The following is a 25,868-nucleotide window of genomic DNA, read 5'->3' as shown; positions in this document are numbered from 1 at the left end:
TATCACCTATCCTAACTGAATATTGTAATTAAATGCTTTGGTAAATCCTGGTGCTAATTTGGTATTTGCTTCTTTCGTTAATAAATCACTCATCTTGCCAGTGACATCTGGTAATCCTGCAAAGGGTTCAATACATAAGAATGGGGCTTCGGTGCCTTCCTTAGTCCATAAGCAAACATAGCGAAAATCGCCTAAATCGATTTTGACCTGATGCTTAGCTTTAGGCGCATGTAGGGTCAAAGACTGAATCCCTTTATTTTCAATAATAATTAAGCCAGCTTCAAAGAGATCGTGGCTCAACATTAACGTCCCGTCCTGATAGCCTTCAACTGGGATTAATTTTCCGGAACGATAAGGTGCCGGTGTCTTAACGATTTCAAAGTGTGTCAAGGTTTCAAACTTAGGCTTGAAATCAATTTGATAATCATCAAAATTCCCTTCATCAGCGATCGGCACGTTAAATGCCGGGTGTGAACCTAAGGAGAAGGCAAATTCTTTAGCATCGGTATTATTAACCGTAAATGTCAGCGCCAAACTCCGCTCAGTCAGCACAAACTTAACTTTAAATTGAAAATTAAATGGAAAGTACTGATGGGTCTCACCATTATCAGCCACACCTAAAATCAGTGAATCATGGGTTTGTTCTAAGACTTCAAAGATTTGATCATTGATGAAGCCATGTTGGGGCATCGGATATTGCTTATCATGGTAGGTGTAAGCATCAGCCTCGGAGCGACCAATGGCTGGGAACAACACGGGCGCACGCTTTGGCCAAATTTCATTGTTCCAAATATATTCAAAATCAGCCGTCTTATTATAGATACTCGTGATCTCAGCACCTAATTCGTTGATCGTGACTTTAAAGTGATCATTTTCAATTGTTTGCATATCGCGTCCTCCGCCTACTTGAAGAAACCAAAGTAGTTATAAGCATTATTATAGGAAATGTCTTCAACAATTTTACCAAGGTAAGCCTCATCTTCAGGAACTTGACCGCGTTCAGATAAACCGCCGATGTAATCACATAGGACTCGGCGGAAATATTCATGGCGCGGATAGGACAAGAAACTACGAGAATCTGTCAACATACCGACAAAGTTTGCCAGCAAGCTCTGGTGTGCCATTGTTTCTAACTGTTTCTGCATACCTTCGCGTGTGTCATTGAACCACCAAGCAGCGCCAAGTTGTAGTTTTTGCTTTACATCGCCATAGAAGTCTCCCATCCCAGTGGCTAACTCCATCCAGTCATTAGGATTGAGTGAATACAAGATAGTCTTTGGAATATTGTCTTCTGTTTGCATATCTGTGAAGAGTTGCATCATATTGTCAGCAATATCCGGTTGTGTCCCCATGGAATCAAAGCCAGTATTTGGTCCAATCTTAGCTAGCATTGGTTTGTTAGCATTGCGGATCGCATTGATATGGTATTGCATCGTCCAATCAAACTTCTTATTTAAGCGCATCAAGGCTTTGACTAAACCAGTCACATAAGCTGCCACTTCATGATCAGATAATGCGGCACCAGTGAGACGTTTCTTAACGATTTCATTGAGCTCGGCTGGCGTAGCGGCCACATAATGGAACGTGTTCAACCCGTGATCTGATAAATGACCACCCATACTTTCAAAATATTCAAACCGTTGTTCGAAAGCTTGTGTCAACGAATCAAAATCAGTGATCTCAACGCCAGCAGCTTCACCTAATTTGCCTAAATAATTTTGGTAATCTTTATCATTGATCGCCATCGCCGCATCGGGGCGCATTGCTGGTAATACTTTGAAGCCATTTTCCTTTTCTTCAGCTTTTAACAACTTGTGATATTTCAAATCAGAAGCCGGGTCATCGGTGGTACAAACAGCTTTGACGTTGCTGTTGCGAATCAAGCTCCGGGGTTTAAAATCATCTGTTGCCAACAACTTGTTCGCTGTATCCCAGATTTCTTTGGCATTGTCACGCGTCAACGGTTTTGTAATATGGAAGAAACGTTGTAATTCCAAATGGGTCCATTCATATAATGGATTACCAATGGCCTTCTCAATCGTACCAGCCCAAGCAACGAGCTTTTCATATTCATCGCCGTCGCCTGTGATCAATGCTTCTGGTACCCCGTTAGCCCGCATCAGCCGCCATTTATAATGATCACCGAACAAACCATCGTTGATCCAAATTCTGGTCAAATTGGGATAATTTTTGTTCTCATAGATCTCTTTAGGCTCCAAATGACAGTGAAAATCAATAATTGGCATCTTTTCTGCATGATCATGGAACAATTTCTTACCCATTTCGTTTGTTAACAAAAAATCTCTGTCTATCAATTGCATTTTATAAACTTCCTTTCATGATTGAAACTTTAATTGGCGTTCTTTTCGTCCCAAACTTTGTCATAATCCCAACCGGTTAACTCTTCAACAACCTGACGTGTTTCTGGTGTCACGTCAGCCTTAGAACCACCATTCTTCAAACGCGTGATTTCCTCTGAGACCACGTCATGGGTTTTCTTATTAAGCTTGAAGGTCAATGCCACCAGCAAAGCTAATAAGACTAAGCCACCAGCACCGAAGACCAAAATACCAACAATGGCTTCACGTGCTGATTTCGGTTCATTCAACAAGTGACTAGCACCTTTAATGTAACCACTAGCATCTAAAATAACCCCTACGATCATGGTGGCAACAGCGACAGTGGATTTCCGTACGAAAGTCATAAAAGCAGCATAGATACCTTCCCGATGTTGCTTGGTCACAATTTCATCCAAATCTGGGATGAATGGGAAAACGTTCCACGGTGTGAACTCCAAAGTCTGCCGACCAATTTGGTAAATCAAGCCAATGGCAAACAGCCATAGCAACGGATTATCCGGCTGCAGCCTATACACAAGGTAATCGCCAGCAATCATCGCTAGCATAATGGTATAAGCGTTGATAAATAGGAACTTAGGCCCCTTCTTGATCATGAGATACCCAGCCAGAATCGTTGTTGGGATGCCAATAACAGATAATGAAAGGATATTTGCGGAGTCTGTTGCCGTCAGGCCCATGCAAGAAACGATGAAATAAACAAAAATCGTATTGTAAGTGTCCTTACCAGTGAATGATAATAGATAAATAGCAATATGCTTGCGGAAACTCTTGATTCTTAAAGTGGAAATGTAGTCTTTGAACTCTTTCCCAAGTGTTTTGAAGAAGCCCCGTTTTGGTTGATCATAGTAAGCTTGCTTCATTTCCTTACTAACTGGCCGCTCCCAAGTCGCAATGTTTGCCAGCCAAACACAAATCATGAAGATAATTGCAAAGACGATCCCATTAACTAAATAAGCATAAGGATTTTTTTGTCCCATCAGGCCAATAATTTGTCCAGGTATAAAAGTTGCTAAAAATGTCCCCGTCGATGAAATGAACATCCGAGTGGAAGATAGTTTTGTCCGTGACGTAAAATCTTCAGTCATTTCAGTTGGTAGCGTTTCCCAAGGAATCAATACGGAAGCCGCAATAATTTCAAACAGTAGGTAAACGATCAAATAGTAGAAAAAGCCTTTACCCGGCACCCACATCAAAATGTATTCCAACATCAATGGTGCACCAATCATTAAGAAGAAATGGCGTCGACCAAAGCGCTGGCCCAACTCTGTCCGCCAAAAGTTATCGGTCAGACTCCCCATCACTAGGCTGGTAACGGCATCCACAATCCGTGCGATTCCAATGATCAATGCCCCTTCTGTGGCCGTCAAGCCAGCAAACGTGGTAAAGAAGAAAAGCAAGAAAGCACCGATAATTGTAAAACCACCGCCACCCATCATGTCTGGAAGCCCATACAAAAGTGCGCGTTTTAAAGTGATCTTACGACCATTTGGTCCAAACACCCGCCGATTTTTGTTATCCATCATTACACCCCTCATTATAAGTCAATCAAATCTAATATACTAGTATATGAATACGATTTCATTATAATGTTACGGTTTCAAAAGTCAATAGTTTGTTATTATTTTATCAAATTAAAAATTACAGTTAAAGTCCCTTATATTACAGTTTTTGTTGCTATTTCTTCCAAGCCAGTTCAAAGACTTAATCTACCTTTAAAATATATAATTCACAACTAAATTCAACTACCTAAATATATCTGATATATCTTTAAAATACTGATATAACAATCTTTATGATGTATTTTAAAATATTTTTCAAATTTATTAAAAATATCTATAAAAATAACGGCTAACTTACGGGACTTCACGATTTTTGAACGGTTCAATCCATCCAAAAATAGGCCTTAGTTAGTCGTTCTGCTTGTCAAGTAACCATGTGTGAATTGATACAGTAATTTCTACTTGTTTATACTTGTCTTTCTAAGATTTCAATGGCATCTAATTGATAAGCGCCTGATAAAACGACGACTTTTGCATGATGTTGCCCGGCTGTTGCTTGCAGCCATTTATAATGGGTGCCCTTTTCAGCACCAGCATTGGTCTGAACTTGATCAACCACACAAGTGCCATCAATAATCAGCTGTAACGTTACTGGTTCCTTTTGGTGGCTTACTAGCGCAAAGCCGTGTCCTTGATAATCAAATTCAAAGCTAGCTGGCGCATTAGTCGCAATGGAGAGTGTCCGTTCCCAAATTGTATTGCGCTGTCCGACCAGATGTTGCCACGAACCCGTATAAGTCACCGCTTGATTCAAATTATCTAAGCGCTTCGTGACTAGATTACCTGCAGCGGCTTGTTTGACGGTCAACTGACTAATTTGTGTTTTGAAATAGCCACAGCCAACTTTAACACGGCCAGCATAGGTCGGATTCTTCGTATCGGTCCAAGTAAATAGTGGCTGTCCATCCAATTCAGCTGTCAATACGTTACCTTTCGCGCCAAAACTTAACTGATGCCATTTTTCAGGATCAAAAACAGTCACATAGTCAAATAGCACCACTTGATCGCGAACCAATAATTGATAAAAACCATTGGTATCTAATTTGACCACATAAGGCGCACTTTCTAAACGGCCTTTGACATCTGTGGTTTGCCGTAGATCAATGCCAATATAATTGCCATCAGGACTATTTTGCACGGTGGTCGTATCGAAACGATACGCCAACGTTACCGTATAGTCACTCCAACGATCATCACCTACTGTAAAATTCGGTGCAAAAGAGTATTCCCAATCCAAAGCCCGTTCTTTTTCGGTAATCATCTGCTGTAAAATGGGCTTTTTAGTTTGATCAGTGACCACTTCAAAGGCTCCGCCTTGATCGGTCAGGTAGCGTGGTGTGCCACCGCGATGGTCAAGATAAGTCGATTCAAACTGGGGATAATCAAAATGATCCTCATACAAAAGCTGGCGGTCAGCATCTTGAACCAAAACGTCATTTGGCTGAGCAGCCGTAATGCGCTGATACTGCACACTAGTATCCTGCGTCTTATCCAGGGTGGTCACCGTGATAATTGCATATGCCGGTACTGTAACGGTAAACGCGCCAGCCGTAATTGCTGGTGTGGCGACCATTTTTTTGAGTTGGCTATCATAGGCTGCTGTTGCTTGTGTTGGTCCCGTAGATTGCCAAACATATAGGCGCTTATTTGGTAAATTAGTGATATTCACCCGATATTGATGTGGTGTTGCGCTGTCATTGACGAATACCGTCGAAAAATCCTGTTTGTCTGGTGCGACAAACGTCATATAACTGGCAGCGTCTGTATGGGTGCCAAGATTTTCAGTCCCACCGACGCCACTATAACAAGCTGTGGTTAAGATACGCCAAGCTGTCTTCGGGTCCCAGCCGCAAGTTACAAAGTCGGTAAAATGCTTAATGATCTGCAGACCAACGTTATCCACTGTAAAATGCCCCGACCACGGTTGCTGTGCTGTAATCAATTCTTTATGAGAATAGTTCACACCTGGATAATAAGCAGCTACGGCCGGCTGGAATAGATATAAACTCCGACGGGATTTGAAATAACTCTTGATCAAACGATTCGCAATATCTAACCCACTTTGTTGGCCGCCAATACCTGTGCCAGCAGAAGCACGCACCCGGTAATCGCCTCGTGTCATGGGTGCTACCCCTTCACTGTACCAGACTTCATGATCGTATTGATCAGCCAATTGTTTATAGGGCGCTTTAGGGCCATCATCGGTGTTGTAATGATACCCCACTGCTGGTACCAATGACCGCAACTGATCATCTGCAATCATAAAATCGCCAAAATTGGTCTCATAGTTTTGATCAGCCGCAATGATTTTGATTTGGTGATACTGTGCTACTGGAAAATTCCAAGGAAATTCAGCCTCGTCATTTGCCAATCTTTGGGCAAACCACTTGATCCATTGGGTCATTGGGTGCTTGGTTTCATTACGATCAGGATCCACGTAATCAAACAAATAACCATAAGTTTCATAGGCGGCAATAATGATCTGTTTATATAACTGATACATGGCTTCATACGCCGATTCAGGAACATCATGATCCGGATCATTCGTCCGCACTTGGTGCCAAGCTGACTTGAGATAACCAGGTTCCCCCAGCGCAAAATAGCTGTTTTTAGCTCTGGCTGAATTTTTTTAGCATCCGCAATCAATTGATATCCAGCTCCACGGCGCACATTAGCGGGTTCGTCAGCACTGCGCTTGGTTGCTGGTTCCGTGCCAGAGGACGTATTGGCATCATCACCAAGTTCTACCTTTAGCATGGTCAATAACGGGTGCTTACCACCAAATAAAATTTTCAGAATCTGTTGATAAACTTGTGGGTATTCAGCTTTATAGTCCAATAATAAGCGTGATGAATTGTTGCAACTGATGTAACCAAAGCCTTTAAATGTATTGCCCATTTTTTAGTTAAATCTAGCGTTGCCCCATCAATCGTAAATTCCGTTTTTTGCATACTTAGCCTTCCTTTGCTTTAAAATCCAGCGGCAAACTCGTCCATCGTTTTTGCAGGTAAAAGCCAGCTGCTTTAGGTTGCCGTTCCCGAGTAAAGATCCCTTTTTTATTACCATCGACTCGCATGTTGCCTTCCACGGTCTGGAAGTCAGCTAAGTTCCAAACTTGCTCGCCGCGAATGAAGTCATAGCTATCAAACACATGATTAAACATTTCTAATAATTCAACTTGATATTCTTCGCTCCACATCACTGATGGTAGTTTGTGCAGTCCAGCTTGGGTACCGATTCAATAAGAAAATATCTGGAAATTGTTTGGCATGGGACGCTTCATAGGTATCATCCTCATTCAAAGTAAACGTCCGCGGTCGGCTTTGTGGATCCAACGCCTGAGTGGCTGAGAATATTTTCGTGAAATAAGGCACACATTTTTCACTGGACGTGTCAGGTTCGTTAAACAAACTCCAAGCAAAGACACTCGGGTGATTCTTGTCCCGTTGAATCAGATCCGTAATTTGATCCAAATGCTTCTCATAAAGATTGTCGATCCAATCACCATCAAAGAAATTCTGATCTAGGCCACCGAGAAAACTAGCTGCCGCCATTTTGAAACCGACTGCCGGTACTTCATCAATAATTAGAATGCCGGCGTGATCAGCCATTCGATAAGCTTGTTCATCGTAAGGATAATGTGATGTGCGATAAGCATTGGCACCGATCCATTTCATCAAGGACAAATCCCGTTTTTCAACTTTTAGATCAAAACCGCGACCAGCAAAATTGCTGTCTTCATGACGGCCAAAACCACGAATATAAACGGATTGATTGTTTACGAATATTTCATGACCCTTGATCTCGATGGTCCGAATGCCGATCTCATCTTGATACTGATCCACCACTTGACCATTTTGAATCAATTGGATCTGCAGTTGATACATATAACCCTTACCCACTTGCCAAAGATGTGGTTGTGCCACGTTTAAAGTCCCCTCAAGGCCAGTACCAGACGCAACTTTTTGACCAGCTGCATCAAAGAGTGTGACTTGAGCTGATAAGCCAGCTGTGTTAGCTGTCAACTGATAATGTACCTCAGCTTGATCTTGCTTTAGCGCGTAAGTGGTTGCATAATCTGTCAAATGGATTTTCGGCAATGCTACGAGGTGGACGCTACGATTCAACCCCGAATAATTATAGAAGTCAAAGAATGGCTTAGCCATCTTATGCCCATTCTTCAGCGTTAAAGTATCCCCTGCAGGTAAAGCATCGCGATGCAATTCATTGTTGATTTTTATAGCCACGGTGTTTTCAGCACCAAATTTAACAGCCTGATCAATTTGGGCCATGAAAGGCAAAAAGCCGCCTTCATGGGATCTAATATATTGGCCATTCACAAATATTTTAGCCCGATGTGTTGCGGCATCAAAACGTAAATAAACATTTTTGTCACGCCAAGAATCAGGTACAAAAAATTGCCGGGCATACCAAAAATCACCCACGTATTCTCTTGAAGTTTTATCCGTAAAGAAATCGTTAAAGCTTGCTGGGACAGGTAACTCGGTCTCAGTTTCTAGTCGATCTTGCCATTGTTCGGTTTCACCTTTAGCTTCTGGGTCGAATTTGAATTGCCACAGGCCGTCTAAAGATTGTTGGGTCCGATATTGATTCTGTACTGGATATAATAGGTCTTTTTCCATTTGTGAAATAACCTCCAAATTTATAATTTTCCTCAGTAAAACGCTTTCCATTGCTCATTCTACTATGAATCAAAATTCAGTCAACATAAATTTTACTAAAATATTTTCCGAGCCATAATTCATAATTAATAATAACAATAAATTGCTAAGATTATCGTTGTCAGTATGTATCTAAACCAATTTAACAAACTTGATGACGAACAATATGACAGCATAATCTGTCAGCTTTAAAAAAATAAGCAATATATTAGTTTGGTAAAAAGTATTTAAATGTCTTGATTTTTGGTAAAACCGAGATTGTGATTAGAAATGTAAACGGTTACTAAATCATGCATCCCTCTTATTATCCGCCATTTTTTTAGCAATCGTCCGCTTTGTGAACTAAATATCAATATTAAGGAGGTTCGTTCAAAAGCACCTGCTTATATACAAGTATATGAGTTGAGTTAAAGTTTTAATTTATCATTATAGTCATTATTTTATCGATATTATTCTAAGGAGCGAATTAATATGTCAGATACTTTAGCACCTCATAATGGGTCCCATAACAAAAAGGAACCTGTCAAAACGGCGGTCGGTGAAATTTCCAACGCAGCCGTTAAAGATGAAGATCAACCGAAAGTGCCCTTGACCGTTGCCTTCGCCATGTCCATTGCCCCACTTTGCTGGTATGGGCCCATTGGTTCTACGCGTAGTGTCTTAATTCCCCAATTATTTAGTCAAATTGATGCCGCCCATAAGGTTTGGGCCGTTGGTATTTTAGCGACTGTTGCTTCAATTACCGGAGCGATTACCAATTTACTATTCGGCGCCTTTTCAGATGTCACGCGGACACGTTTTGGTAAAAGAAAGCCTTATATTATTGGCGGAACGATTGCCATTGCTATTTCATTAATTGCAATCGCTAACATTGCTTCTGTCACAGCTATTATATTTATTTGGATCATTGCGGCAGCGGCCGAAAATGCCATTGCAGCGGCTATCTACCCGCAAATATCGGACCGTGTAGCGCCTAAATGGCGTCGCACTGTTTCTACTTTCTACGGTGTTGGTTTTACCATTGCGCAACAAGGCTTCGCATTATTAGCAGCCCAATTCCTAGGCAATGTTAAGTTTGGGATCTATGTCATGGCTGCGATCACTGTTGTTTTGGCCATCGTCCACGTTGCTCTAATTAAAGAAAAGTCTAATCTTGACGAACCTAGAGTTAAATTCGATAAAGATTCACTTAAGAAATACTTCTTCTTCCCAACTCATGATGCTCGGGATTTCTACCTCGCTTTAACTGGTAAATTCTTCATGGTTGTTGGCTCCACAATTATCACAACTTTCTTGCTCTTCTTATTTACCGATTATATTGGTCAAGGCACAAAAGCTGCTGCCGGTTCCATTTCAATTTTCTCTAGTATCATGCTATTCATTGGTGTTTTCTTTGCCCTAGTTGGTGGACCTTTAGCTGATAAACTTGGCCGTGTCAAAGCACCAGTTGTTATCGCTACTTTTGCCTTAGGCGCTGCTGCTTTATTCCCATTATTTGTCAAAGCACCTTGGGCTATGTTCGTTTACGCTATCATCGCCGCTTTTGGGAATGGGCTTTATAATTCCGTTGATGGTGCCTTAAACATGGATGTTTTGCCATCATCTGATACCGCTGGTAAAGATCTTGGTTTGATCAACTTAGCCAATACTTTAGGTCAAATGTTAGGTGCCATGGTGGCTGCCGCCATTGTTGCCGCTTTTGGTTATCAGGCTATCTTCATTTTCGCCGTTGCCATGGAATTAGTTGGTGGTATCTGTATCGCACTTATCAAACGTGTCAAATAATGACGTGTTAAAATTTAGTAAAAATTAACAACTGATTTTGAAAGGATGTTTCATTTGAGTACACAAGAAGGACTTTTCCCAACAGAATTTTGGACCATGACCGCTGGTGACCTCTCCGAAAAGAGAACACACTTACAAACACCCACACCGCAAACTGAACCAGGTGAGGCTGCCAAAATCGTCATTGATCCTTCTGATAAACGCCAAGAATGGCTAGGCGCTGGTGCCGCTATCACTGATGCAGCTGCCTCTTTGATCTGGAAACAAAGCAAAGCGCAGCGTAGTGCTTTACTTCATGAACTATTTGACCCGAAAGAAGGCAATTTTTCAACCATCCGTATTCCGCTCGGCTCCTGTGAACCAGCGAGCCAGCCTTACTATACTTATGATGATGTGCCTTTTGGTGAACATGATGCTAGTTTGTCAAAGTTCTCCATTGGTGAAGGTGAACCCGACGCGCCAGATGCCACTAAAGATTTAAAATATCTGGTCCCGGTTGTTCAAGAAATCTTGCAAATCAACCCAGCGGTTAAAATCATGGCCTCCCCGTGGTCGGCACCCGCTTGGATGAAAAATACTGGTGAACTTAAAATGGGTGGTCATCTGCGTTTTGGTGAATATACCGGTAATGGCTATGATAAAGAAAAAGATACTTTTGAAAGTGTCTACGCCCGCTATTTCGTTAAATATCTTGAAGCTTACCGTCAGTACGGCATCCCAATTTATGCGATCACAATTCAAAATGAGCCTTCTAATGCGGCTGCCTGGCCAGCTATGATTTGGAAAATTCCTGAATTGGCAAAATTTGGTTATGAGTATTTACGGCCAGCTTTAGACAAAACTTTCCCTGACACAAAGATTTATTTTTGGGATGGCAGTTTGAATATCTTAAACAAACATATCAGTGATGAAATCACACCTGAACAAGCTAGTGCCTTTGATGGCTTTGCTTTCCACACTTATGATGGACCTTATACCAATTTATTCAACGGCAGCCGTTCCTACCCTCATTGGAAGCTAGCTATGACTGAACGTCGATGTTTCATTGAAGAAACCCCTGAAGATGCTTCTCATATTATGTTTGGCTTGATTGGCAACTGGCTTGTACGTCAAGGGCTGAATATGATCGATCTTTGGAACATGGCGTTAGATGAGCGTGGTTTACCGAATATGGTAGGCTCCACTGGACGTCGTGGTGTTGTAACCATTGATCATACCACTGGTAAAGTGCAACGCAATTTGGAATATTATATGTTGCGCAATTTTGGTCAAGACGTTGTGCCCGGCTCAACCGTGATCGGTTCCAGCAGTTATACCCAAGATGGTTACACAGGTGGTGTTGGCTCCGTTGCTTTCTTAGCACCAGATGGCTCAATTGCCGCTCACTTGTATAATCCAACTGGCAAACCCGTAGAGGCCGCCGTTCTCGTCTATGTCCGTGGCTCTATTTGGCAACACGTCACCGTCCCTGCTTGGGGTACTGTGACACTGCACAAGGCTTTTGGCTCGGTCAATGAGAGTACACCTCGCGAAGATGAAGCCTTCAAATTGAACCCTTATCCAGCAAATTTAGCTGATGACGAAGCCCCTGGTAAAGGTGTTAATAAATTAGATTAATTTTTCAATAATTTTAATTGCTGAGCTCGGGACAAAACATTTACATTTTGTTTCCGAGCTTTTTGTATATATGATACGTAAGAGGTTTAGCTGTTATAATGTTCTTTAAGTGGTGATTCGGTTATAATTTGGATTAAGCATTATATGATAAGGGATGAATTTTTTTATGACAACAATCAAAGACATCGCAGAGAAGGCTGATGTTTCAATCTCCACCGTCTCGCGTATCTTGAACTATGACGACACGCTCGCTGTCACACCCGAAACACGGCAACGTGTATTGGAAGTTGCTGAGGAACTTCAATACAAAAAACGCCCGCGAAAAAAACATAAAACTAGTACAAAAGTCATGATTATCCAATGGCACACCATGTCAGAGGAACTTTCAGACCTTTATTATTTACAACTACAATATGGGGTCGAAAATATGGCTAATCGCTTAGGTATTGAAACCGAAGTGATCACCTTAGATAAAATCATGAAAGAAAAAAATGTGGCTGCTGAAGGCTTGGTTTTGATCGGTAAGTTTGATTACACTGAATTCAAACTGCTAAAACAATTTGAACTGCCAATTGTTGTGGTTGGTCAAAACGCCTTAGAGTTTGATTTAGATAGTGTCCACAGCGATTATGAAACGGCAACAAAAAATATCATTGACCATTATCGTCGGCATCATATTAACGATATCGGCATCTTAATTGGCGAAGAAAGTACCGGCCAAGAAAGGCAGTTATTGCCAGATCCAAGATTACAAACGTATGCCAATTACTTACGCTTTTTGAATTTATATCATCCAGAATATATTTTTAAAGGTGCTTTCACACCTGAATCAGGATTTAAATTAATGAACCAAGCAATTGCGCAGCTTGGTGATAATTTACCCCACGGTTTTATTGTTGGCAGTGATACCATGGCGGTTGGTGCGATTCGGGCCCTAAATCAAACAAATCTTGCCGTTCCTGACCGCGTTAATATCATCAGCTTTAATGACGTTGCCATTGCTAAGTTCACCACACCCGCGCTAAGCACGATTCATTCCGATACGGCTAGCATTGGTGAAGAAGCGATTAAATTACTTACGGAACGTATCCATGATCCTGAACGGCCAGCACGCTTGGTTGCTTTTGCGACGAAACTGATCAAACGCGAAAGCAGTGTGTGACCAGTTTCGTTTCCATGTTGATTTATGGTTAAGATAAATACAAAAAGACCGCCAAAGATCAGGCTATTAAGCCTGATTTTCGGTGGTCTCTTCTTTTATTCTAATTGTCTATACAAAAACAAAACCCTGTTGACAATCGTATTTGAGTTATAAACGGTTATTAATCAAACTTATTAGTTAGGGCATCTCTGTTTAAATAATCTTCAATTGATAAATAGACCTCATAGTCGCCAAAGTTTTTGGCGATTTGCATTACCCGAGGCGGCGTGATTTGTCCCATTTCCATAAAGTCATGATTTGTAAATAAGGCCGCTGGCGTGCCTTGAAATTGAATTGTACCTTGATTCATCAAAAGAATTTCGTCACTTTGTGTTGCCACCCAATCCATATCATGGGTCACAACGATAACTTGGTGACCAGTCTCAGATAGCTGACGCATTAACGCAGTAATTCGTTGTTGTGCTGGAAAATCCAAATAACTAAAAGGTTCATCAAATAAATAAATTGCTGGATCTATTGCTAGAATCGTTGCAATAGCTAATAATTGCCTTTTTGAAAGAGAGAGATCATAAGGATTCGTTGTTAATTCCGCTTCTAAGCCGACCTGGGTCAACGCCGCTTTTGCCCGTTGCTCTCCCAGTCCTAATTGGCGTATGCCCCAAGTCACTTCTTGTAAGACCGTGGCATTAAAAAGCTGATCATTGGGATTTTGAAAAACAAGACCGATCATTTGTAACTTACGCTTAATGGGCAATGCTTTTAAATCCTGACCTTCAAGACTGATCGTACCTTGAATTGGTGCGTACAGACCCAACAATAATTTCAATAAAGTAGATTTACCAGAGCCATTAGCCCCTACGACCGTTGTTAAAGCATGTTGAATATTCAATTGCTCGATAGCCAGCTTCATAGTTGACCCAGGGTATTGATAGTGCACCTGATTCAAACTAATCATCGTCATTATGCATCACCCGCTTTAACCGCCCTAATGTTACTGGATAGCGATAAGTCCCTGCCATGGTTTTTGACAATGCCTTTGCAAACTGATATACCGTCGGCAGCGCCATAGGCCAGTGGTTCTGATCTGCCTGATTGATCACGTGCGCTGGTGTATCAAAAGCTAATAGTTTTCCTTGGGCGAACACACCAAGATAATCGGCAAACTCGCAAAGTAAATCAATTTCATCTGAAACCAGAAAAATTGTTTGTTTTTTTAAAGTGGCTAAATGCTCAAAAAGCCATGCTTTCCCTTGGGGATCCATTTGACTGGTAGGATTATCCAAAATCAGAATATCTGGTTCTACAACTAGTACTGTTGCTAAAGCCAATCGTTGCTGTTGCCCGCCAGAGATCTCAGTTGGGCTCTGGTGTAATATTGATGTCAACTCTAATTCCTTGGCGACATGCTTTACGCGTTGATCAATTTCAAGCTCTGAGAAACCGGCATTGATCAACCCAAAAGCAATTTCATCTGCAACAGTTTCAGCGAGTCCGCTCATTTGACTCTCAGGATCTTGAAAAACATAACCAACACTCGGCTGCTGTTTGGTATCGTTACGATCGATCTGTAGCTGGCCTTCAATCCGAGCATGGATCATTTCTGGTATAATACCAGCTAATAATTGGCAGAAAGTCGTTTTCCCCGCATCTGAATTTCCAATAATACCGACTTTAGCAAACTGGGGGACGCTCATTGAAACCCAGTCTAAAGCCCAGTTTTGCGCATTGGGATACTTTACTGAAACTCGATCTAGTGCAACAAATTTTTCTACAGCCATATTGCGCCTCCTAGTAGGACCAACAATCCCAGAAACAGCAAATAATGTAAGCCTCTGGCAAAAATATAAGTATATTGCCAATTTGGTGTTTGGCGTTTTTTTGATTCAAAACCGCGTAACCGCAACGCAATGGAACGGTTGATTGTTCTGGTTAAGGTCATAACGATTAACGGGATCAAAGTAGGTAAAATCGCTCGAAATCTCTGTCCCAGCCGTCCGGAACCAACAACGCCCCGTGCTTGTTGCGCCAACTGTATTCGGCGCATATTGGCATGCATTTGCGGCAAAATATAACAGACGGACATCAGCGCGTAGACATAGCGAAAAGGCAGACCTAATTTTTCCAAGTAAATTGTATTTTCACCAATTGTCGTGGTAAACATCAACAAACAAGCGGATAGCGTAATGATCAATATCCGGCCTGCCAAAAGGGCAGCATGCTGCAAGCCTTCCTGATAAAAAGTCAACCAGCCAATTGTGAAGATCGGTGTTTGATTTTGAGTATAAAACAACCCCTGAATGAGTAACATTGTACTAATCAGAAATAAGCTAAACGCCAATACAACCAAACTTTTATGTAAAATATGGGCGCTGAAATTAAGCATTAATAAGCATAAAATCGAACCTAAATTCACGGAAAGACTAGAAAAGACCATGCTGGCGGCAATTGTATCCGCCATCAATAGAAATTTACTACCAGGATCAATATGGCGCGTCCAAGACGATTTATGCACTAATCCAGCCGAAAATGGTGCCTTTTTAAGCATGAGACTCATCCTGAAAAAAGTTGATCAATTTATTCGGTAAACGTCGATAAATCACGTAAGCCAAATAGGCAACTACGATTTTATCGATAATATCTAAAACAAATTCGTCTACAAACGAAGCCAGAAAAACAGGTGTGTGATGGGCAACTAACGCTGCAAAAATGGCATCACCCCAAGCATTTCCCGTTTGTCCAGCCCAAAAATAGACATTCAATGGTGTCGAAATAATAGCGGAAATAAATGCAATCACCAAAGCTGCTAATAAGACTTTTTTAACGGAACTAAACCAACCCAATCGGAATAAAACACCCACGCTTAAGCCAATGCCAATACTCGTCAATGCATAAACCGTTGAGATTGGCGATAGCGTTAATCCATAAATCACATTATTGATAAATCCACTAATTGCCCCAGCAATCGGCCCAGCTAACATACTCGCTAGAAATGTCCCAATAGAACCCAACCATACCGGTAGTTTCAATCCCTCAGCTAGCGCCTTCGCTAAGTAGTTGATGCCAACTGCCGCTGGAATTAAAACCAACGTTGCTGATGACAGTTTGATAGACCATAATCTTTGTACTTTCATTTGTTGCCTCCTGTATGTCTTGACATGTATAAAAGCATACAGGTGGTCTAGACATATGTCAAGACAGGTGTGAAACAAAAATCATTTCACACCTGTCTTTAATTACATCTTTTCTATTTTGCCATACTTAATGGGGTACAATTCTATCTAAGCCTTCAATCATATGTTTGAAATTAGCGCTATTCTTAAAACTAAACTGATCAGCTTCTAACTCATTAAATTGCTGTACTAAGTAGTAAGCCGTCAAATAACGTAATAATGCGCTTTTACTGACACGAACATCATCTGGTCCATCACTAACTGTTCCAGCAACGGCCAGTGCAAACTTACCTGGGTCAATTTGGATTTTTCTATCCATAATATGCCTTACCTTTCAATATTTAATTTTTTTAATAAAGTTTTATATCTAATAAATGATCGTGTCCGATCCGCTTGTGGCGTTTCGTCAAGAATTACAAATGGTTCCGGCAAGCTTTCAAAGATCAGCTGTAAAGCCTCACTCAAGTCAAAGATACCTTCACCAACTGGTACGATCGTTTTTTGCCCCTTGAATTGTCAAATTAAATGCAAACTCTTATCGTAGAATACTTCGTAGGGTGTTTCCCAACCTAAACATTTCCTTGGCCGGTGATTCAATTGGCTTGTATATTGAGCAATCTCTCTATCGGAAGCTGTGATATCTTGGCCCTTGGGTAAATATTCGCGGATCAAACCATTGGTATTCTCACTAGTCCCTCTTTGCCAAGGTGCATGGGCATCAGGAAAATAAAACTCGATCCCCGTCTTCTCAGTAACTTATTGATGGGCTGTGAATTCTTTACCGCGATCGGGCGTGATCGTTTTGATCAATTTGATCGGTAGTTGGCTCGTCAATTTCAATAGAGCTTCTGTGACAGCACTAGCTTTTTTATAGGCAGCCTTGCCAATCAAGGTATATCTTGATTTTCTATCAACGACCGTTACAACACACGCTTTACCAGTTTTCCCTGCCATGGTATCTAATTCCCAATGACCGATCTCCGTTCTAGCGTTGGCGGCCAATGGCCGTTCATGGATGGTGTGACTGATTTGAATTTTACCGCGTTTTTCTACATACCCTTTGGCATGACGTGTTTTACCCCGATGGCGCAGTTTACGGGTAGCTTTTTGATTTTGTTGGTCGAATGTGCCATTTTGAATAGCCCGATAAATTGTATTGTAGCTGATCTGGAGCTGATGATGTTCGACCATTAGACGGTTCTCAATTTCTTCAGGAGACCAATGACATTCTAAAAACAGGTGTTGGACGATCTTAAGATTTTCAGGATCTGTCAGCTTTCTTTTCCTACCGCAATTATGCTTTCTGTCTGTATAAGATCTTTGTGCTTTAGCAGGTGAATAATTAGGTGTGTCCTGATTCCTAGCAAGTTCACGATAGATCGTTGAAGGGCTGCGTTGAAGGGACCGACCAATGGTCAAGATATTTTCTCCTTGGGCACGCATTAAAAATATCTGTTCACGTTCTTCTATGGTAAGATGGTGGTAGTGGCTCATAGCTAAGACCTCTCTTTCAATAATGTTGTTGGTAGCACCTTTATTGTACAGGATTCTAGCTATGGGTCATTTGGATTTGAGTCAATATCTTGGACACGATTTGAGAGATTTTTTTCGATATTCCGATGGGCGATTATTTCATCACTTCGATCGAATATCAAACCCACACCGTTTGACATCTGATCGAAGTGATGAAGAAGCCCGTTATGGAATATGCGTCAAAAAATAATGGTTATTTAGGCTCGCTTAGCTAAATTCTCCATTTGTTCTGGAGTTAAATAATCGATACTGCTGTGGATCCGATTACGATTATAAAAACCTTCAATATATTGGAAGATAGCCCGATGGGCTACTTCAAAATCTTCGTACAGCTTTGCAGGATAGACTTCCTCTTTTTTGACTGAGGCGTGAAATGATTCAATACCGGCGTTGTCATAAGGGCAGCCCTTTCGGCTGAAAGAATGCTGAATATTTAGTTCTTGTAATCTGGATTCATAGGCAGCACTAGTGTACTGAGCGCCAAGATCTGAGTGGATGATCAAATCCTTGGTCGGCACATTATTCAATAGAGCATGTTCAAGTGTGTCAAGAACAAGTTTTACGGTCATTTGTTTGCCATATTTCCAGCCAATGATCTTTTTAGTGTGGAGGTCTTGGATCGTAGATAAATAAGTCCAACCGTCTTTTCGAGTGTGAATATAAGTGATATCGGTTGCCCATTTTGATTGATAGTCGTTGTTGTAAAGTCCTGGTTCAATAAATTTTTTCGGCCTTCGGTTATTGGCTTTGAAAATCGACTCGGTTGATACTTCTTAACAGTGATGGCCGTAGGCCCAACGTTTTCATGAGTTTTTGAACTCGCTTCAAGGAAATATGCTCACCTCGACTGATGAGAAGGTAATGAATCTTAGGAGCACCATAAATACCCTTATTCTCAAAATAGATCCCTGAGATCAATCGACAAAGACGTTCATTCTCAATTTCACGTTTAGAGGGCCGTTTTTTAAGCCATTGGTAATAACTAGACCTTGGCACTGATAGAGCAGCACACATTTGCTTGATATCATGATTTTTGACATTTGATTGGATATATTCGGAAGACGATAGTTGATTCTACTTTTGAGCGAATATGGTCAAGGCTTTTTTTAAGATGGCATTTTCCTCCTTCATACGAGCCATCTCTTTCTTCATAGCTAAAATTTCTGCTTCGGATACTCCATTTTTTTCGTTTTTGGTATAAAGCTTTTTCCAGCGGTAGATTGTTTGCGTAGCGATACCATATTCCTCGGCTAACGAATCGATCGAGTGACCAGATTGGTTGAGGTCAAGGATCATCTTCTTGAAATCTTCATCAAATGTTTTTCTCTTTTTGGTCATTTTGGACACGTCCTATTCTTAGTAGTTAGATTCTACCAAACCGTGTCCATGAAATCATCCTAACATCACTGCCTCTACTCTTGATTATTATTGTCGTGGATGCCGTATGCCTACTTTTTTACATGCTATGAATTAATCAAAAAGACTGAACCGGAATTTCTACGGTTCAGTCTTTTTGACAGCTACTAGAATTTACTTTTGTTCTATATCATGCGGCAGTATATAATAAATATAATATAGATGAATAACTATTTCTAGATAGCTCTTGAACATGGAAAGGGTAATCGTATGTTAAAGATAACCTGTATTGACATCAAAGAACCGGTCCTGCATATCTCTTCAGGAAAATTTACAGCTGGCCCGCACTGGCAGCACAAACAAATGTACCATGATGGTAACTTTGAGATCATGCTCATCATCAGTGGTACGGTTTATCTACAAGTTGATGATCATTATTATGAACTCCATGAAGGCGATTGCCTGGCTTTACCGCCTTACCACCATTTACACGGCTTTAAGGATTCACCGGCAAACACGTAATACTATTGGTTTCACTTTTTCACAAAACCTAATGGGTTTGAAACACGTTCAATGGCTGAAAACCAATTAAAACAAGATCTGGGTGATTTATTTACTCAAAAGCAAATTGCCTTACCCGTTCAATTTAAAATCAACTTTATTGATAAAGCCTACATCATTGCTAATCAAATCTTAGACGTGGCTAAAAACAATTATTTCACTTCTTTATCCGTAGATTATTTTTTGACTACTCTACTGATACAACTCTCTTTTGATTATTATCAAACCTTAACTGATAAACCAACTTCAACTATGGAAGCGCGCATAGATGTGATCAAAAGTTGGATTCAAGCTAACCTCAGTGAAAATCTACGCGTCAATGATGTGGCGAACAACTTCGAACTCAATCCTCATTATTTGGTCAGAATCTTTAAGAGCCACACTCAGATGACCGTGATTCAATATATCAACGAACTCAAGTTAGATGCCGCCAAAAAGCTACTCTTAAAAACAAATTTACCAATCAAACAAGTGGCTAGTATGGCTTTTTATAGTGATGAAAAACAATTTATGAAAAATTTTAAAGCACATCTGAATCTAACCCCATCTGAATTCAGAAACGCTTACCAAAAAAAGTTCCTAGACAGCAGTAGTTTTGACCCCGAAAAACCCTTAACAAAAGAATATGTGAACTACGATGAAAGATTTCATCATTAGAGGAATATAAAAAGCACAATCAGAAATATTATTGAAATACTTCTGACTGTGCTTTATATATATTCATTACGCTTGACTATTACGCGCAATCTCTGCCATCTGGGCAAATACTTCTGCTTCCTGACTCCGCATTTTATAAGTCCGTGAATGAATCGTACTACCTGGCCGATTGACTTTATGATATAAAACACGGTCATAATATACAAAACGTTCTCCGGCTGCAGCCGCTTCGGTGGTAAACAAATAATCTTCGGCAATTTGCAGGCGTGTATCAAAGCGGAGTTGGTGCTGATTTAATAACTCCCGCCTAAATGCTTTGTTCCAAATATAACCACCTATGGTACTACCATGTGTTTGAACTTCTTGTAGCATTCGTTGCTTGGTAATTGGTGTCCACTCGGCTGGTCGAATGCGGTTAAAACTTCCAAAACCAACGGGTGAGTGCCATGTATACCCAACGGCAGCAATATCAGCGTTATTTTCTACCAAACCTTGTGTCAAAAGACGAACATAATCCGTTTCTACGCGATCATCCCCGTCTACAAACGCAATCCCAATTCCTAAAGCCGCATCAATACCTGCATTTCGAGCAGCTGACGCGCCCATATGCTGAGGTAATTGAATCAATTGGAAATTGGAATATTTTTCTAGAAATTTTTCGGCAATCGCTACTGTATCATCAGTTGAAGCGTCATCAACTAGAATAACTCGGTAATCATCGGTATCCTGTTTTGCCAGACTTGTCAACGAATCAGCTAGATAGCCACTCAAATTGTAGATGGGTACAACGACATCTAATACATTGCTACTATCTTTAACCATTATGACCCCTCCCCACGTTTAATACTTACTTGGATGTGCTCTAAAATCTAATTGAGTTAAACCAAAAACAAACATCAAAATAATAGCTGCGCCAATAATTGTGCTACCCTGCCAAAATGGTAAAAGGATCGCTGCTGAGAATGCCCCAGCCGCAAAGCCGAAAACAATTAATAAACTATCTATTAACAACAAGCGATTTGTCGGACGAGTCTTAGGGACAAACAACCAACCTAACAAGGCTGCACCCACCGACTTGATATTGCCAGTGGTCATTGTTGTTGAAAAAGGATGCCCATTTAACTTGCGGAATGTTTGTACTTGAAAAGCTGCAAAAAGTGACAAGCCACTCGTCACTAATAAATTAGGTAACCATGGTGCTAATAAGCCAATTAATAATATTCCTAACAACTCAATTAAAACACTTAATTGCTGCCAAATAAAAACTTCCCGCTTATCAAAGTAATGTTCAATCAAATAAGCAAAACCAGCGCCCAAGGCAAAAAATAGAATGGGTACTAAGTAGTGAACTGTCGCCGTAAAACGTCCGGCTGCCAAATTAATGCCTAGCAAAATAACATTTCCTGATTGTAAACTAGCAAATACCTCGCCGCGAATCATGTACGTATACGCATCCATATAACCGCCCACAGCAGCTAGCAAAACGCCAATCAACAGTGTCTCATAAATTGGTTGATTTTTAATTGTTTGTTTCGCCAAATAACTCACTTCTGTTTCACTTAAATTACGATACTGCCGGTATTATATACAGCTCTAAACACAGAAGCAATTAAACTTACTCAGCATCACACTAAAAATATTACTAGATCTTAAGTAAATCTATGAGCGTAAGACCAAGCGCATTTCCTTTTGAAACACGTTTAAAAGTAAATTGTTCGTAACTAAAGAGAGGCCGAAAACAAAATATTATCTTTGCTTCGACCTCGTAACAATATTCATAACTTAGTTCAATAAATTGACATTATAAAATTACAGTTTACAACACAACCCGCGCTTGATTATAAGCTGCGATTGTATGTAATAACTTTTGGATATCCTCAGAATAGACTTCCCCAATATTGCCAATCCTAAATGTATCCAATTCTGTTAATTTCCCTGGATAAATCACGAAACCATGATGTTTCAGATACAGATAAAAATCATTAAAGTCAAAGTCTTCATTTGGATAATAGAAGGACGTGATAATTGGTGACTGAACTTTAGCATCAATAACAGGTAAGTAGCCAAGCGCATGCATCCCCATTGACAATAAACGTTGATTTTCACGATAGCGCTCATATCTTGCAGTAACGCCACCCTCTACTCGCAATTCTCGGAGTGCTTCATGCAATGCATGGACAACGTGGGTAGGTGATGTAAAGCGCCATTTACCTTCTTGCGCAGACATGACAACATATTGATCGTATAGGTCTAAGGATAAAGTCCGCGCATTGCCAGCTGTAGCCACTAATTTATCTTTGTCAGCAATCACAAAAGTCACGCCTGGCACACCCTGCAAGCATTTATTAGCACTGCTAATTAAGAAATCAATCTTAGTCGCCGCAAAATCGATAGGAATCCCACCAAAACTACTCATGGCATCGACAATTGTCACAATCTCCTGATCTGCCACCCAAGGTACAATCGTCTTAATTGGATTGAGAATCCCGGTCGTGGTCTCACAATGAACCATCGCAAAATGGGTAATATCTGGATTTTCTTGAATAATTACTTGAATTTTTTCTAGCTTAGGTATTTCTGTCGATTTGGTTAAATAATCAACATGTTCGATGCCATAACAATCAGCCATTTCGGCCATGCGCTTGCCATAAGCACCATTCGCAGCAATTAGTAGCTTACCTTCTTTAGGAATAACTGAACTAATCACAGATTCCACACCATAGGATCCACTACCTTGTAACAAAACGGCGACATACTTTTCATCCAAATCAGCTACATTTAAAATGCCCTGCTGCACCTCTCGCGTGACTTTTTTGTAGTCTTCATCCCAAGTACAATAATCAATCAGCATGGCTTGCTTAACGGCATCACTCGTTGATAGTGGTCCCGGTGTCAATAACAAATAAGGTTGCTTAACAGATTGAATAGCTTTCAATTGGTTAGAACCTCCTGTTTGTCTAAAACGTCAATCAGCATCGGTAATTCATAAAGATTATTGATCACATAGTTTGCACCAGCTGCATTAAACTGTTCTCGTAAGTTCTGACGCAACGATTCTTTTTGATGTTCTGATGATGACTCAAATTCAATTTTTGATAGCCCCATTAAACTGCTGCCTTCGATGACAGCAACAGTAGTTACGCCAGCAGCTTGACCTTCTGCGACGTCCATGATTGTATCGCCAACTTTAATCAGTGTTTTGGGATCTGATAGTTTCAGCAGTGCCATATTGCGTTCAATCATATCTGGTGCTGGTCGGCCATGGCCGTTGACATCTTCTGGACACACGATGGCATCCGGCACATACCCATGCTTTGCGACGTGCGGCAAAATTTGTTCAATGGTTTCCCGCGTATAACCGGTGGTCGTACCCACTTGAATCTCACTTTCTCGGAAATATTTAAGACAACTACGTAAGCCAGGTTTAAACGCCGTAAATTCTGTAATACTCTTAGCAAGCAATTCTTGAAAATCTTGATACACTGAGAATTCATCTGATTCCAAAGGCAAACGCCCATACCGGTTCTGCCAGTTTCTTTGAACCTCTAGTTGGTTAAAAATTTTATGAATGTGATCGCGTTTGGCAATCCCCATATCCTGACGAATTTCAGCATTAGTCAAAATAATATCTGCGGCCGCAAAAGCTTTTCTAAAAGCTGTAACTGGTGCTTGGCTACCGTAATCAATGGTTGTGCCAGCCCAATCAAAAATAACCCCTTTGATCATATCTATCCGCTTACTCCCTTTTATCTTTGAGTCGTGTCTATAAATTGTTTTCGAATCTGAACGGCAATAACTTCTAAAATGATTGCTGTTATCAAAATCAGATAGACAATTGTCCCTACTTCGTGGAAATCAAAGTCAAATGCACTGCTGACAAATAGCTGATAACCGATACCTCCAGCACCGGCAGCTGCGCCAATGGCAACAGCGTTGGCAAAATTGATCTCCAACCGAATAAATGACCAGGAAATCAAGGCAGGTTTGATACTTGGAATCACCCCTTGGCAGACCGTAGCCCAAAAACCTGCCCCAGAAGCCTTAAATGATTCCAGTCTATCCATACCTAAAGCTTCAATGCTGTCTGAGTAGGCCTTCCCTAAATAAGCAATACTATGCAAGCTCAATCCTAAGACAGCTGCATTTATCCCTAAACCACAAACAATAGAGAAGACAAGTACCCACAAAATCGTGGGTACTGCCCGGATAAAGGCCATGATACTTCGAGCAACTAGTGTATAGCGCCGATCCAGTAAATTTGTTGCTGATAAAACGGCAAAGATGAAGCCAAAAAATACACCGATAAAAGTTGTTAAAATACTTAAGCCTAATGTCAGTAACAAGCTATTACTTAGTCCCTGCAATAAATTCACTGATATTTTGGGCTGTAAAAACATATATTTCAAATTAACTAAAAATTCACTGGTGGCCTTGATTAGAGGAACGCTGCCTCGATCCATTGTCATGAAACTAAGTAACGTCAACCCTGCCAAAACGCCAAGAACAACCTTCATAGCATTCAAGCGATGAATTTTTATTTTTTGTTGTTTTGGCTTAGTCGTTTCAGTCGTTAATGAAACATTTGTTTGGTCGCTTGGTTCAATAATCATGCAATCACCCGCCTTAACTGTGCTGAAATATTTTCCAGAGTAATAACGACAACAATGATACATAGAACTGTAATCCCTGCTAAGTCATAGCGTAAGCTCTTGAAATAAGAGTCAAAGACAAAACCGATACCTGTCCCAGTGAGGATACCGACCAACGTTGCATCACGAATATTATTCTCAATCATGTACAAGATCCAGCTTACAAATTGTGGCATCACTGTCGGCAACACACCCCGACAAAGAATCACCAGTCCCCCAGCACCAGTAACTTGTAACGCCTCGGCAATTTGACTAGACTCATCTTCCATAATCTCCAGAAAAGCACGTAGTAGAAAACCCAAACTCATGAGAAATAAGGCTAGAAAACCTGTTAAATCATTTTGTTTGAATGTGAATAGCAACAGCATAGACCAAGCAACTAGCGGAATATTCCGTAAAAAGCTGGCAATTAAGCGGACGATCCGTTTGACCCCGCGATAATGGGGCATTACCGGTGCACAAAAGCTGACTAACCCAATGGCAAAGATGGCCGCAATAAATGCTGAGGAAATCGCCAATCCAATCGTCGCTAACAATTTACTTAGAATATCTGGTAAAGTCTGCATTGTCTGTGCATGAGGGACAAAATTAATAAATAACCAACTGAAACTCTTAGGAATAGCCCAGATACCAATCGTATTGCTAAAATGCAATAACCAACTTAAAACGAGATAACTGCCACCTACTACTAATAATGTCCAGAATTGTTTGTGCCGTTTCTGGCGTAACTGCGTCTGTAAATCTTGGTAATTCAAGCCATTTTCAAGTGATTTCATG

At 40.7% G+C, this 25,868-nt stretch carries 21 protein-coding genes and 3 pseudogenes; 5 read left to right on the top strand and 19 right to left on the bottom strand.

Annotation, left to right across the window (positions count from 1 at the left end; all coding sequences use genetic code 11):
- Nucleotides 1–6: 6 nt before the first annotated feature.
- The 6 genes and pseudogenes from ACNAN0_RS01760 to ACNAN0_RS01735 form a co-directional block, all read right to left on the bottom strand.
- Complete coding sequence (locus tag ACNAN0_RS01760; protein ID WP_416353689.1) at nt 7–888, bottom strand: aldose 1-epimerase family protein; 882 nt, start codon at nt 886–888, stop codon at nt 7–9.
- A gap of 14 nt (nt 889–902) precedes the next feature.
- Nucleotides 903–2,321: a glucuronate isomerase gene (gene uxaC / locus ACNAN0_RS01755; RefSeq protein ID WP_416353688.1), complete on the bottom strand. Its 1,419-nt coding sequence runs from the start codon at nt 2,319–2,321 to the stop codon at nt 903–905.
- A gap of 29 nt (nt 2,322–2,350) precedes the next feature.
- A complete protein-coding gene (locus ACNAN0_RS01750) occupies nt 2,351–3,883 on the bottom strand; it encodes an MFS transporter (RefSeq protein ID WP_416353687.1) in 1,533 nt (510 codons plus the stop codon).
- Between the two features lie 442 nt (nt 3,884–4,325).
- A complete protein-coding gene (locus ACNAN0_RS01745) occupies nt 4,326–6,422 on the bottom strand; it encodes a glycosyl hydrolase (RefSeq protein WP_416353686.1) in 2,097 nt (698 codons plus the stop codon).
- The gene (locus ACNAN0_RS01740) at nt 6,320–6,817 is read right to left on the bottom strand and encodes a hypothetical protein (protein ID WP_416353685.1); all 498 of its coding nucleotides are present in this window, start codon (nt 6,815–6,817) and stop codon (nt 6,320–6,322) included. The genes ACNAN0_RS01745 and ACNAN0_RS01740 overlap by 103 nt, the downstream gene beginning before the upstream one ends.
- A 55-nt stretch (nt 6,818–6,872) precedes the next feature.
- Nucleotides 6,873–8,562 (bottom strand): annotated as a pseudogene (locus ACNAN0_RS01735) (glycoside hydrolase family 2 TIM barrel-domain containing protein).
- A 510-nt stretch (nt 8,563–9,072) separates the two neighbouring features.
- Here ACNAN0_RS01735 and ACNAN0_RS01730 point away from each other — a divergent pair.
- The 3 genes from ACNAN0_RS01730 (at nt 9,073) to ACNAN0_RS01720 (ending at nt 13,165) form a co-directional block, all read left to right on the top strand.
- Nucleotides 9,073–10,386 carry an MFS transporter gene (locus ACNAN0_RS01730; RefSeq protein ID WP_416353684.1) on the top strand — a complete coding sequence of 438 codons (1,314 nt, stop codon included), beginning with the start codon at nt 9,073–9,075 and terminating at the stop codon, nt 10,384–10,386.
- Nucleotides 10,387–10,482: 96 nt separating this feature from the next.
- Nucleotides 10,483–12,003, top strand: coding sequence for a glycoside hydrolase family 30 protein (locus ACNAN0_RS01725; protein ID WP_416354217.1), 1,521 nt, complete (start codon nt 10,483–10,485; stop codon nt 12,001–12,003).
- Between the two features lie 166 nt (nt 12,004–12,169).
- Nucleotides 12,170–13,165, top strand: coding sequence for a LacI family DNA-binding transcriptional regulator (locus ACNAN0_RS01720; protein ID WP_416353683.1), 996 nt, complete (start codon nt 12,170–12,172; stop codon nt 13,163–13,165).
- 160 nt (nt 13,166–13,325) lie between these two features.
- On the opposite strand, the gene ACNAN0_RS01715 is transcribed toward ACNAN0_RS01720, so the two are convergent.
- From ACNAN0_RS01715 to ACNAN0_RS01685, 7 genes and pseudogenes are all read right to left on the bottom strand, one after another.
- Nucleotides 13,326–14,126: an energy-coupling factor ABC transporter ATP-binding protein gene (locus tag ACNAN0_RS01715; protein ID WP_416353682.1), complete on the bottom strand. Its 801-nt coding sequence runs from the start codon at nt 14,124–14,126 to the stop codon at nt 13,326–13,328.
- Nucleotides 14,113–14,943: an energy-coupling factor ABC transporter ATP-binding protein gene (locus ACNAN0_RS01710; protein ID WP_416353681.1), complete on the bottom strand. Its 831-nt coding sequence runs from the start codon at nt 14,941–14,943 to the stop codon at nt 14,113–14,115. The genes ACNAN0_RS01715 and ACNAN0_RS01710 overlap by 14 nt, the downstream gene beginning before the upstream one ends.
- Nucleotides 14,934–15,710, bottom strand: coding sequence for an energy-coupling factor transporter transmembrane component T (locus ACNAN0_RS01705; RefSeq protein ID WP_416353680.1), 777 nt, complete (start codon nt 15,708–15,710; stop codon nt 14,934–14,936). Before ACNAN0_RS01705 ends, ACNAN0_RS01710 begins: the two co-directional genes overlap by 10 nt.
- Nucleotides 15,703–16,296, bottom strand: coding sequence for an ECF transporter S component (locus ACNAN0_RS01700; protein WP_416353679.1), 594 nt, complete (start codon nt 16,294–16,296; stop codon nt 15,703–15,705). Before ACNAN0_RS01700 ends, ACNAN0_RS01705 begins: the two co-directional genes overlap by 8 nt.
- Before the next feature lie 127 nt (nt 16,297–16,423).
- Entirely contained in the window at nt 16,424–16,654 is a 231-nt protein-coding gene (locus tag ACNAN0_RS01695; protein ID WP_416353678.1) for a hypothetical protein, read from the bottom strand.
- Nucleotides 16,655–16,851: 197 nt separating this feature from the next.
- Nucleotides 16,852–17,829 (bottom strand): annotated as a pseudogene (locus ACNAN0_RS01690) (IS30 family transposase).
- A 236-nt stretch (nt 17,830–18,065) separates the two neighbouring features.
- Nucleotides 18,066–19,206, bottom strand: a pseudogene (locus ACNAN0_RS01685) (IS3 family transposase).
- Nucleotides 19,207–19,494: 288 nt separating this feature from the next.
- On the opposite strand from ACNAN0_RS01685, the gene ACNAN0_RS01680 reads away from it, so the two are divergent.
- Nucleotides 19,495–19,746: a cupin domain-containing protein gene (locus tag ACNAN0_RS01680; RefSeq protein WP_416353677.1), complete on the top strand. Its 252-nt coding sequence runs from the start codon at nt 19,495–19,497 to the stop codon at nt 19,744–19,746.
- A gap of 51 nt (nt 19,747–19,797) precedes the next feature.
- Complete coding sequence (locus ACNAN0_RS01675; RefSeq protein ID WP_416353676.1) at nt 19,798–20,442, top strand: helix-turn-helix transcriptional regulator; 645 nt, start codon at nt 19,798–19,800, stop codon at nt 20,440–20,442.
- A 66-nt stretch (nt 20,443–20,508) separates the two neighbouring features.
- Here the strand turns inward: ACNAN0_RS01675 and ACNAN0_RS01670 are convergent, their stop codons facing one another.
- The 6 genes from ACNAN0_RS01670 to ACNAN0_RS01645 all read right to left on the bottom strand — a co-directional run bounded on the left by ACNAN0_RS01670 (nt 20,509) and on the right by ACNAN0_RS01645 (nt 25,867).
- A complete protein-coding gene (locus tag ACNAN0_RS01670; protein ID WP_416353675.1) occupies nt 20,509–21,264 on the bottom strand; it encodes a glycosyltransferase family 2 protein in 756 nt (251 codons plus the stop codon).
- Between the two features lie 18 nt (nt 21,265–21,282).
- The gene (locus ACNAN0_RS01665; RefSeq protein ID WP_230914500.1) at nt 21,283–21,981 is read right to left on the bottom strand and encodes a YoaK family protein; all 699 of its coding nucleotides are present in this window, start codon (nt 21,979–21,981) and stop codon (nt 21,283–21,285) included.
- 277 nt (nt 21,982–22,258) lie between these two features.
- Nucleotides 22,259–23,377, bottom strand: a complete 1,119-nt coding sequence (gene phnW, locus ACNAN0_RS01660) for a 2-aminoethylphosphonate--pyruvate transaminase (RefSeq protein ID WP_416353674.1) — start codon at nt 23,375–23,377, stop codon at nt 22,259–22,261.
- Nucleotides 23,374–24,168 (bottom strand): phosphonoacetaldehyde hydrolase, encoded by a 795-nt coding sequence (phnX, locus tag ACNAN0_RS01655; protein ID WP_416353673.1) that lies wholly within the window; start codon nt 24,166–24,168, stop codon nt 23,374–23,376. The genes phnW and phnX overlap by 4 nt, the downstream gene beginning before the upstream one ends.
- Nucleotides 24,169–24,188: 20 nt before the next feature.
- A complete protein-coding gene (locus ACNAN0_RS01650; protein ID WP_416353672.1) occupies nt 24,189–25,052 on the bottom strand; it encodes a PhnE/PtxC family ABC transporter permease in 864 nt (287 codons plus the stop codon).
- Complete coding sequence (locus tag ACNAN0_RS01645; RefSeq protein WP_416353671.1) at nt 25,049–25,867, bottom strand: ABC transporter permease subunit; 819 nt, start codon at nt 25,865–25,867, stop codon at nt 25,049–25,051. Before ACNAN0_RS01645 ends, ACNAN0_RS01650 begins: the two co-directional genes overlap by 4 nt.
- Nucleotide 25,868: the final 1 nt, after the last annotated feature.

The sequence above is a fragment of the Agrilactobacillus fermenti genome (assembly GCF_047943045.1).
GTDB lineage: Bacteria > Bacillota > Bacilli > Lactobacillales > Lactobacillaceae > Agrilactobacillus > Agrilactobacillus fermenti.
The sequence above is the reverse complement of the archived record's forward strand: the minus strand, read 5'-3'. Positions and strand labels throughout refer to the sequence as shown.

Coding starts and splice junctions, on each gene's coding strand:
- ACNAN0_RS01760 (WP_416353689.1), bottom strand. CDS start 888: ATGCAAACAATTGAAAATGATCACTTTAAAGTCACGATCAACGAATTA.
- uxaC (WP_416353688.1), bottom strand. CDS start 2,321: ATGCAATTGATAGACAGAGATTTTTTGTTAACAAACGAAATGGGTAAG.
- ACNAN0_RS01750 (WP_416353687.1), bottom strand. CDS start 3,883: ATGATGGATAACAAAAATCGGCGGGTGTTTGGACCAAATGGTCGTAAG.
- ACNAN0_RS01745 (WP_416353686.1), bottom strand. CDS start 6,422: ATGTATCAGTTATATAAACAGATCATTATTGCCGCCTATGAAACTTAT.
- ACNAN0_RS01740 (WP_416353685.1), bottom strand. CDS start 6,817: ATGGGCAATACATTTAAAGGCTTTGGTTACATCAGTTGCAACAATTCA.
- ACNAN0_RS01730 (WP_416353684.1), top strand. CDS start 9,073: ATGTCAGATACTTTAGCACCTCATAATGGGTCCCATAACAAAAAGGAA.
- ACNAN0_RS01725 (WP_416354217.1), top strand. CDS start 10,483: ATGACCGCTGGTGACCTCTCCGAAAAGAGAACACACTTACAAACACCC.
- ACNAN0_RS01720 (WP_416353683.1), top strand. CDS start 12,170: ATGACAACAATCAAAGACATCGCAGAGAAGGCTGATGTTTCAATCTCC.
- ACNAN0_RS01715 (WP_416353682.1), bottom strand. CDS start 14,126: ATGACGATGATTAGTTTGAATCAGGTGCACTATCAATACCCTGGGTCA.
- ACNAN0_RS01710 (WP_416353681.1), bottom strand. CDS start 14,943: ATGGCTGTAGAAAAATTTGTTGCACTAGATCGAGTTTCAGTAAAGTAT.
- ACNAN0_RS01705 (WP_416353680.1), bottom strand. CDS start 15,710: ATGCTTAAAAAGGCACCATTTTCGGCTGGATTAGTGCATAAATCGTCT.
- ACNAN0_RS01700 (WP_416353679.1), bottom strand. CDS start 16,296: ATGAAAGTACAAAGATTATGGTCTATCAAACTGTCATCAGCAACGTTG.
- ACNAN0_RS01695 (WP_416353678.1), bottom strand. CDS start 16,654: ATGGATAGAAAAATCCAAATTGACCCAGGTAAGTTTGCACTGGCCGTT.
- ACNAN0_RS01680 (WP_416353677.1), top strand. CDS start 19,495: ATGTTAAAGATAACCTGTATTGACATCAAAGAACCGGTCCTGCATATC.
- ACNAN0_RS01675 (WP_416353676.1), top strand. CDS start 19,798: ATGGCTGAAAACCAATTAAAACAAGATCTGGGTGATTTATTTACTCAA.
- ACNAN0_RS01670 (WP_416353675.1), bottom strand. CDS start 21,264: ATGGTTAAAGATAGTAGCAATGTATTAGATGTCGTTGTACCCATCTAC.
- phnX (WP_416353673.1), bottom strand. CDS start 24,168: ATGATCAAAGGGGTTATTTTTGATTGGGCTGGCACAACCATTGATTAC.
- ACNAN0_RS01650 (WP_416353672.1), bottom strand. CDS start 25,052: ATGATTATTGAACCAAGCGACCAAACAAATGTTTCATTAACGACTGAA.
- ACNAN0_RS01645 (WP_416353671.1), bottom strand. CDS start 25,867: ATGAAATCACTTGAAAATGGCTTGAATTACCAAGATTTACAGACGCAG.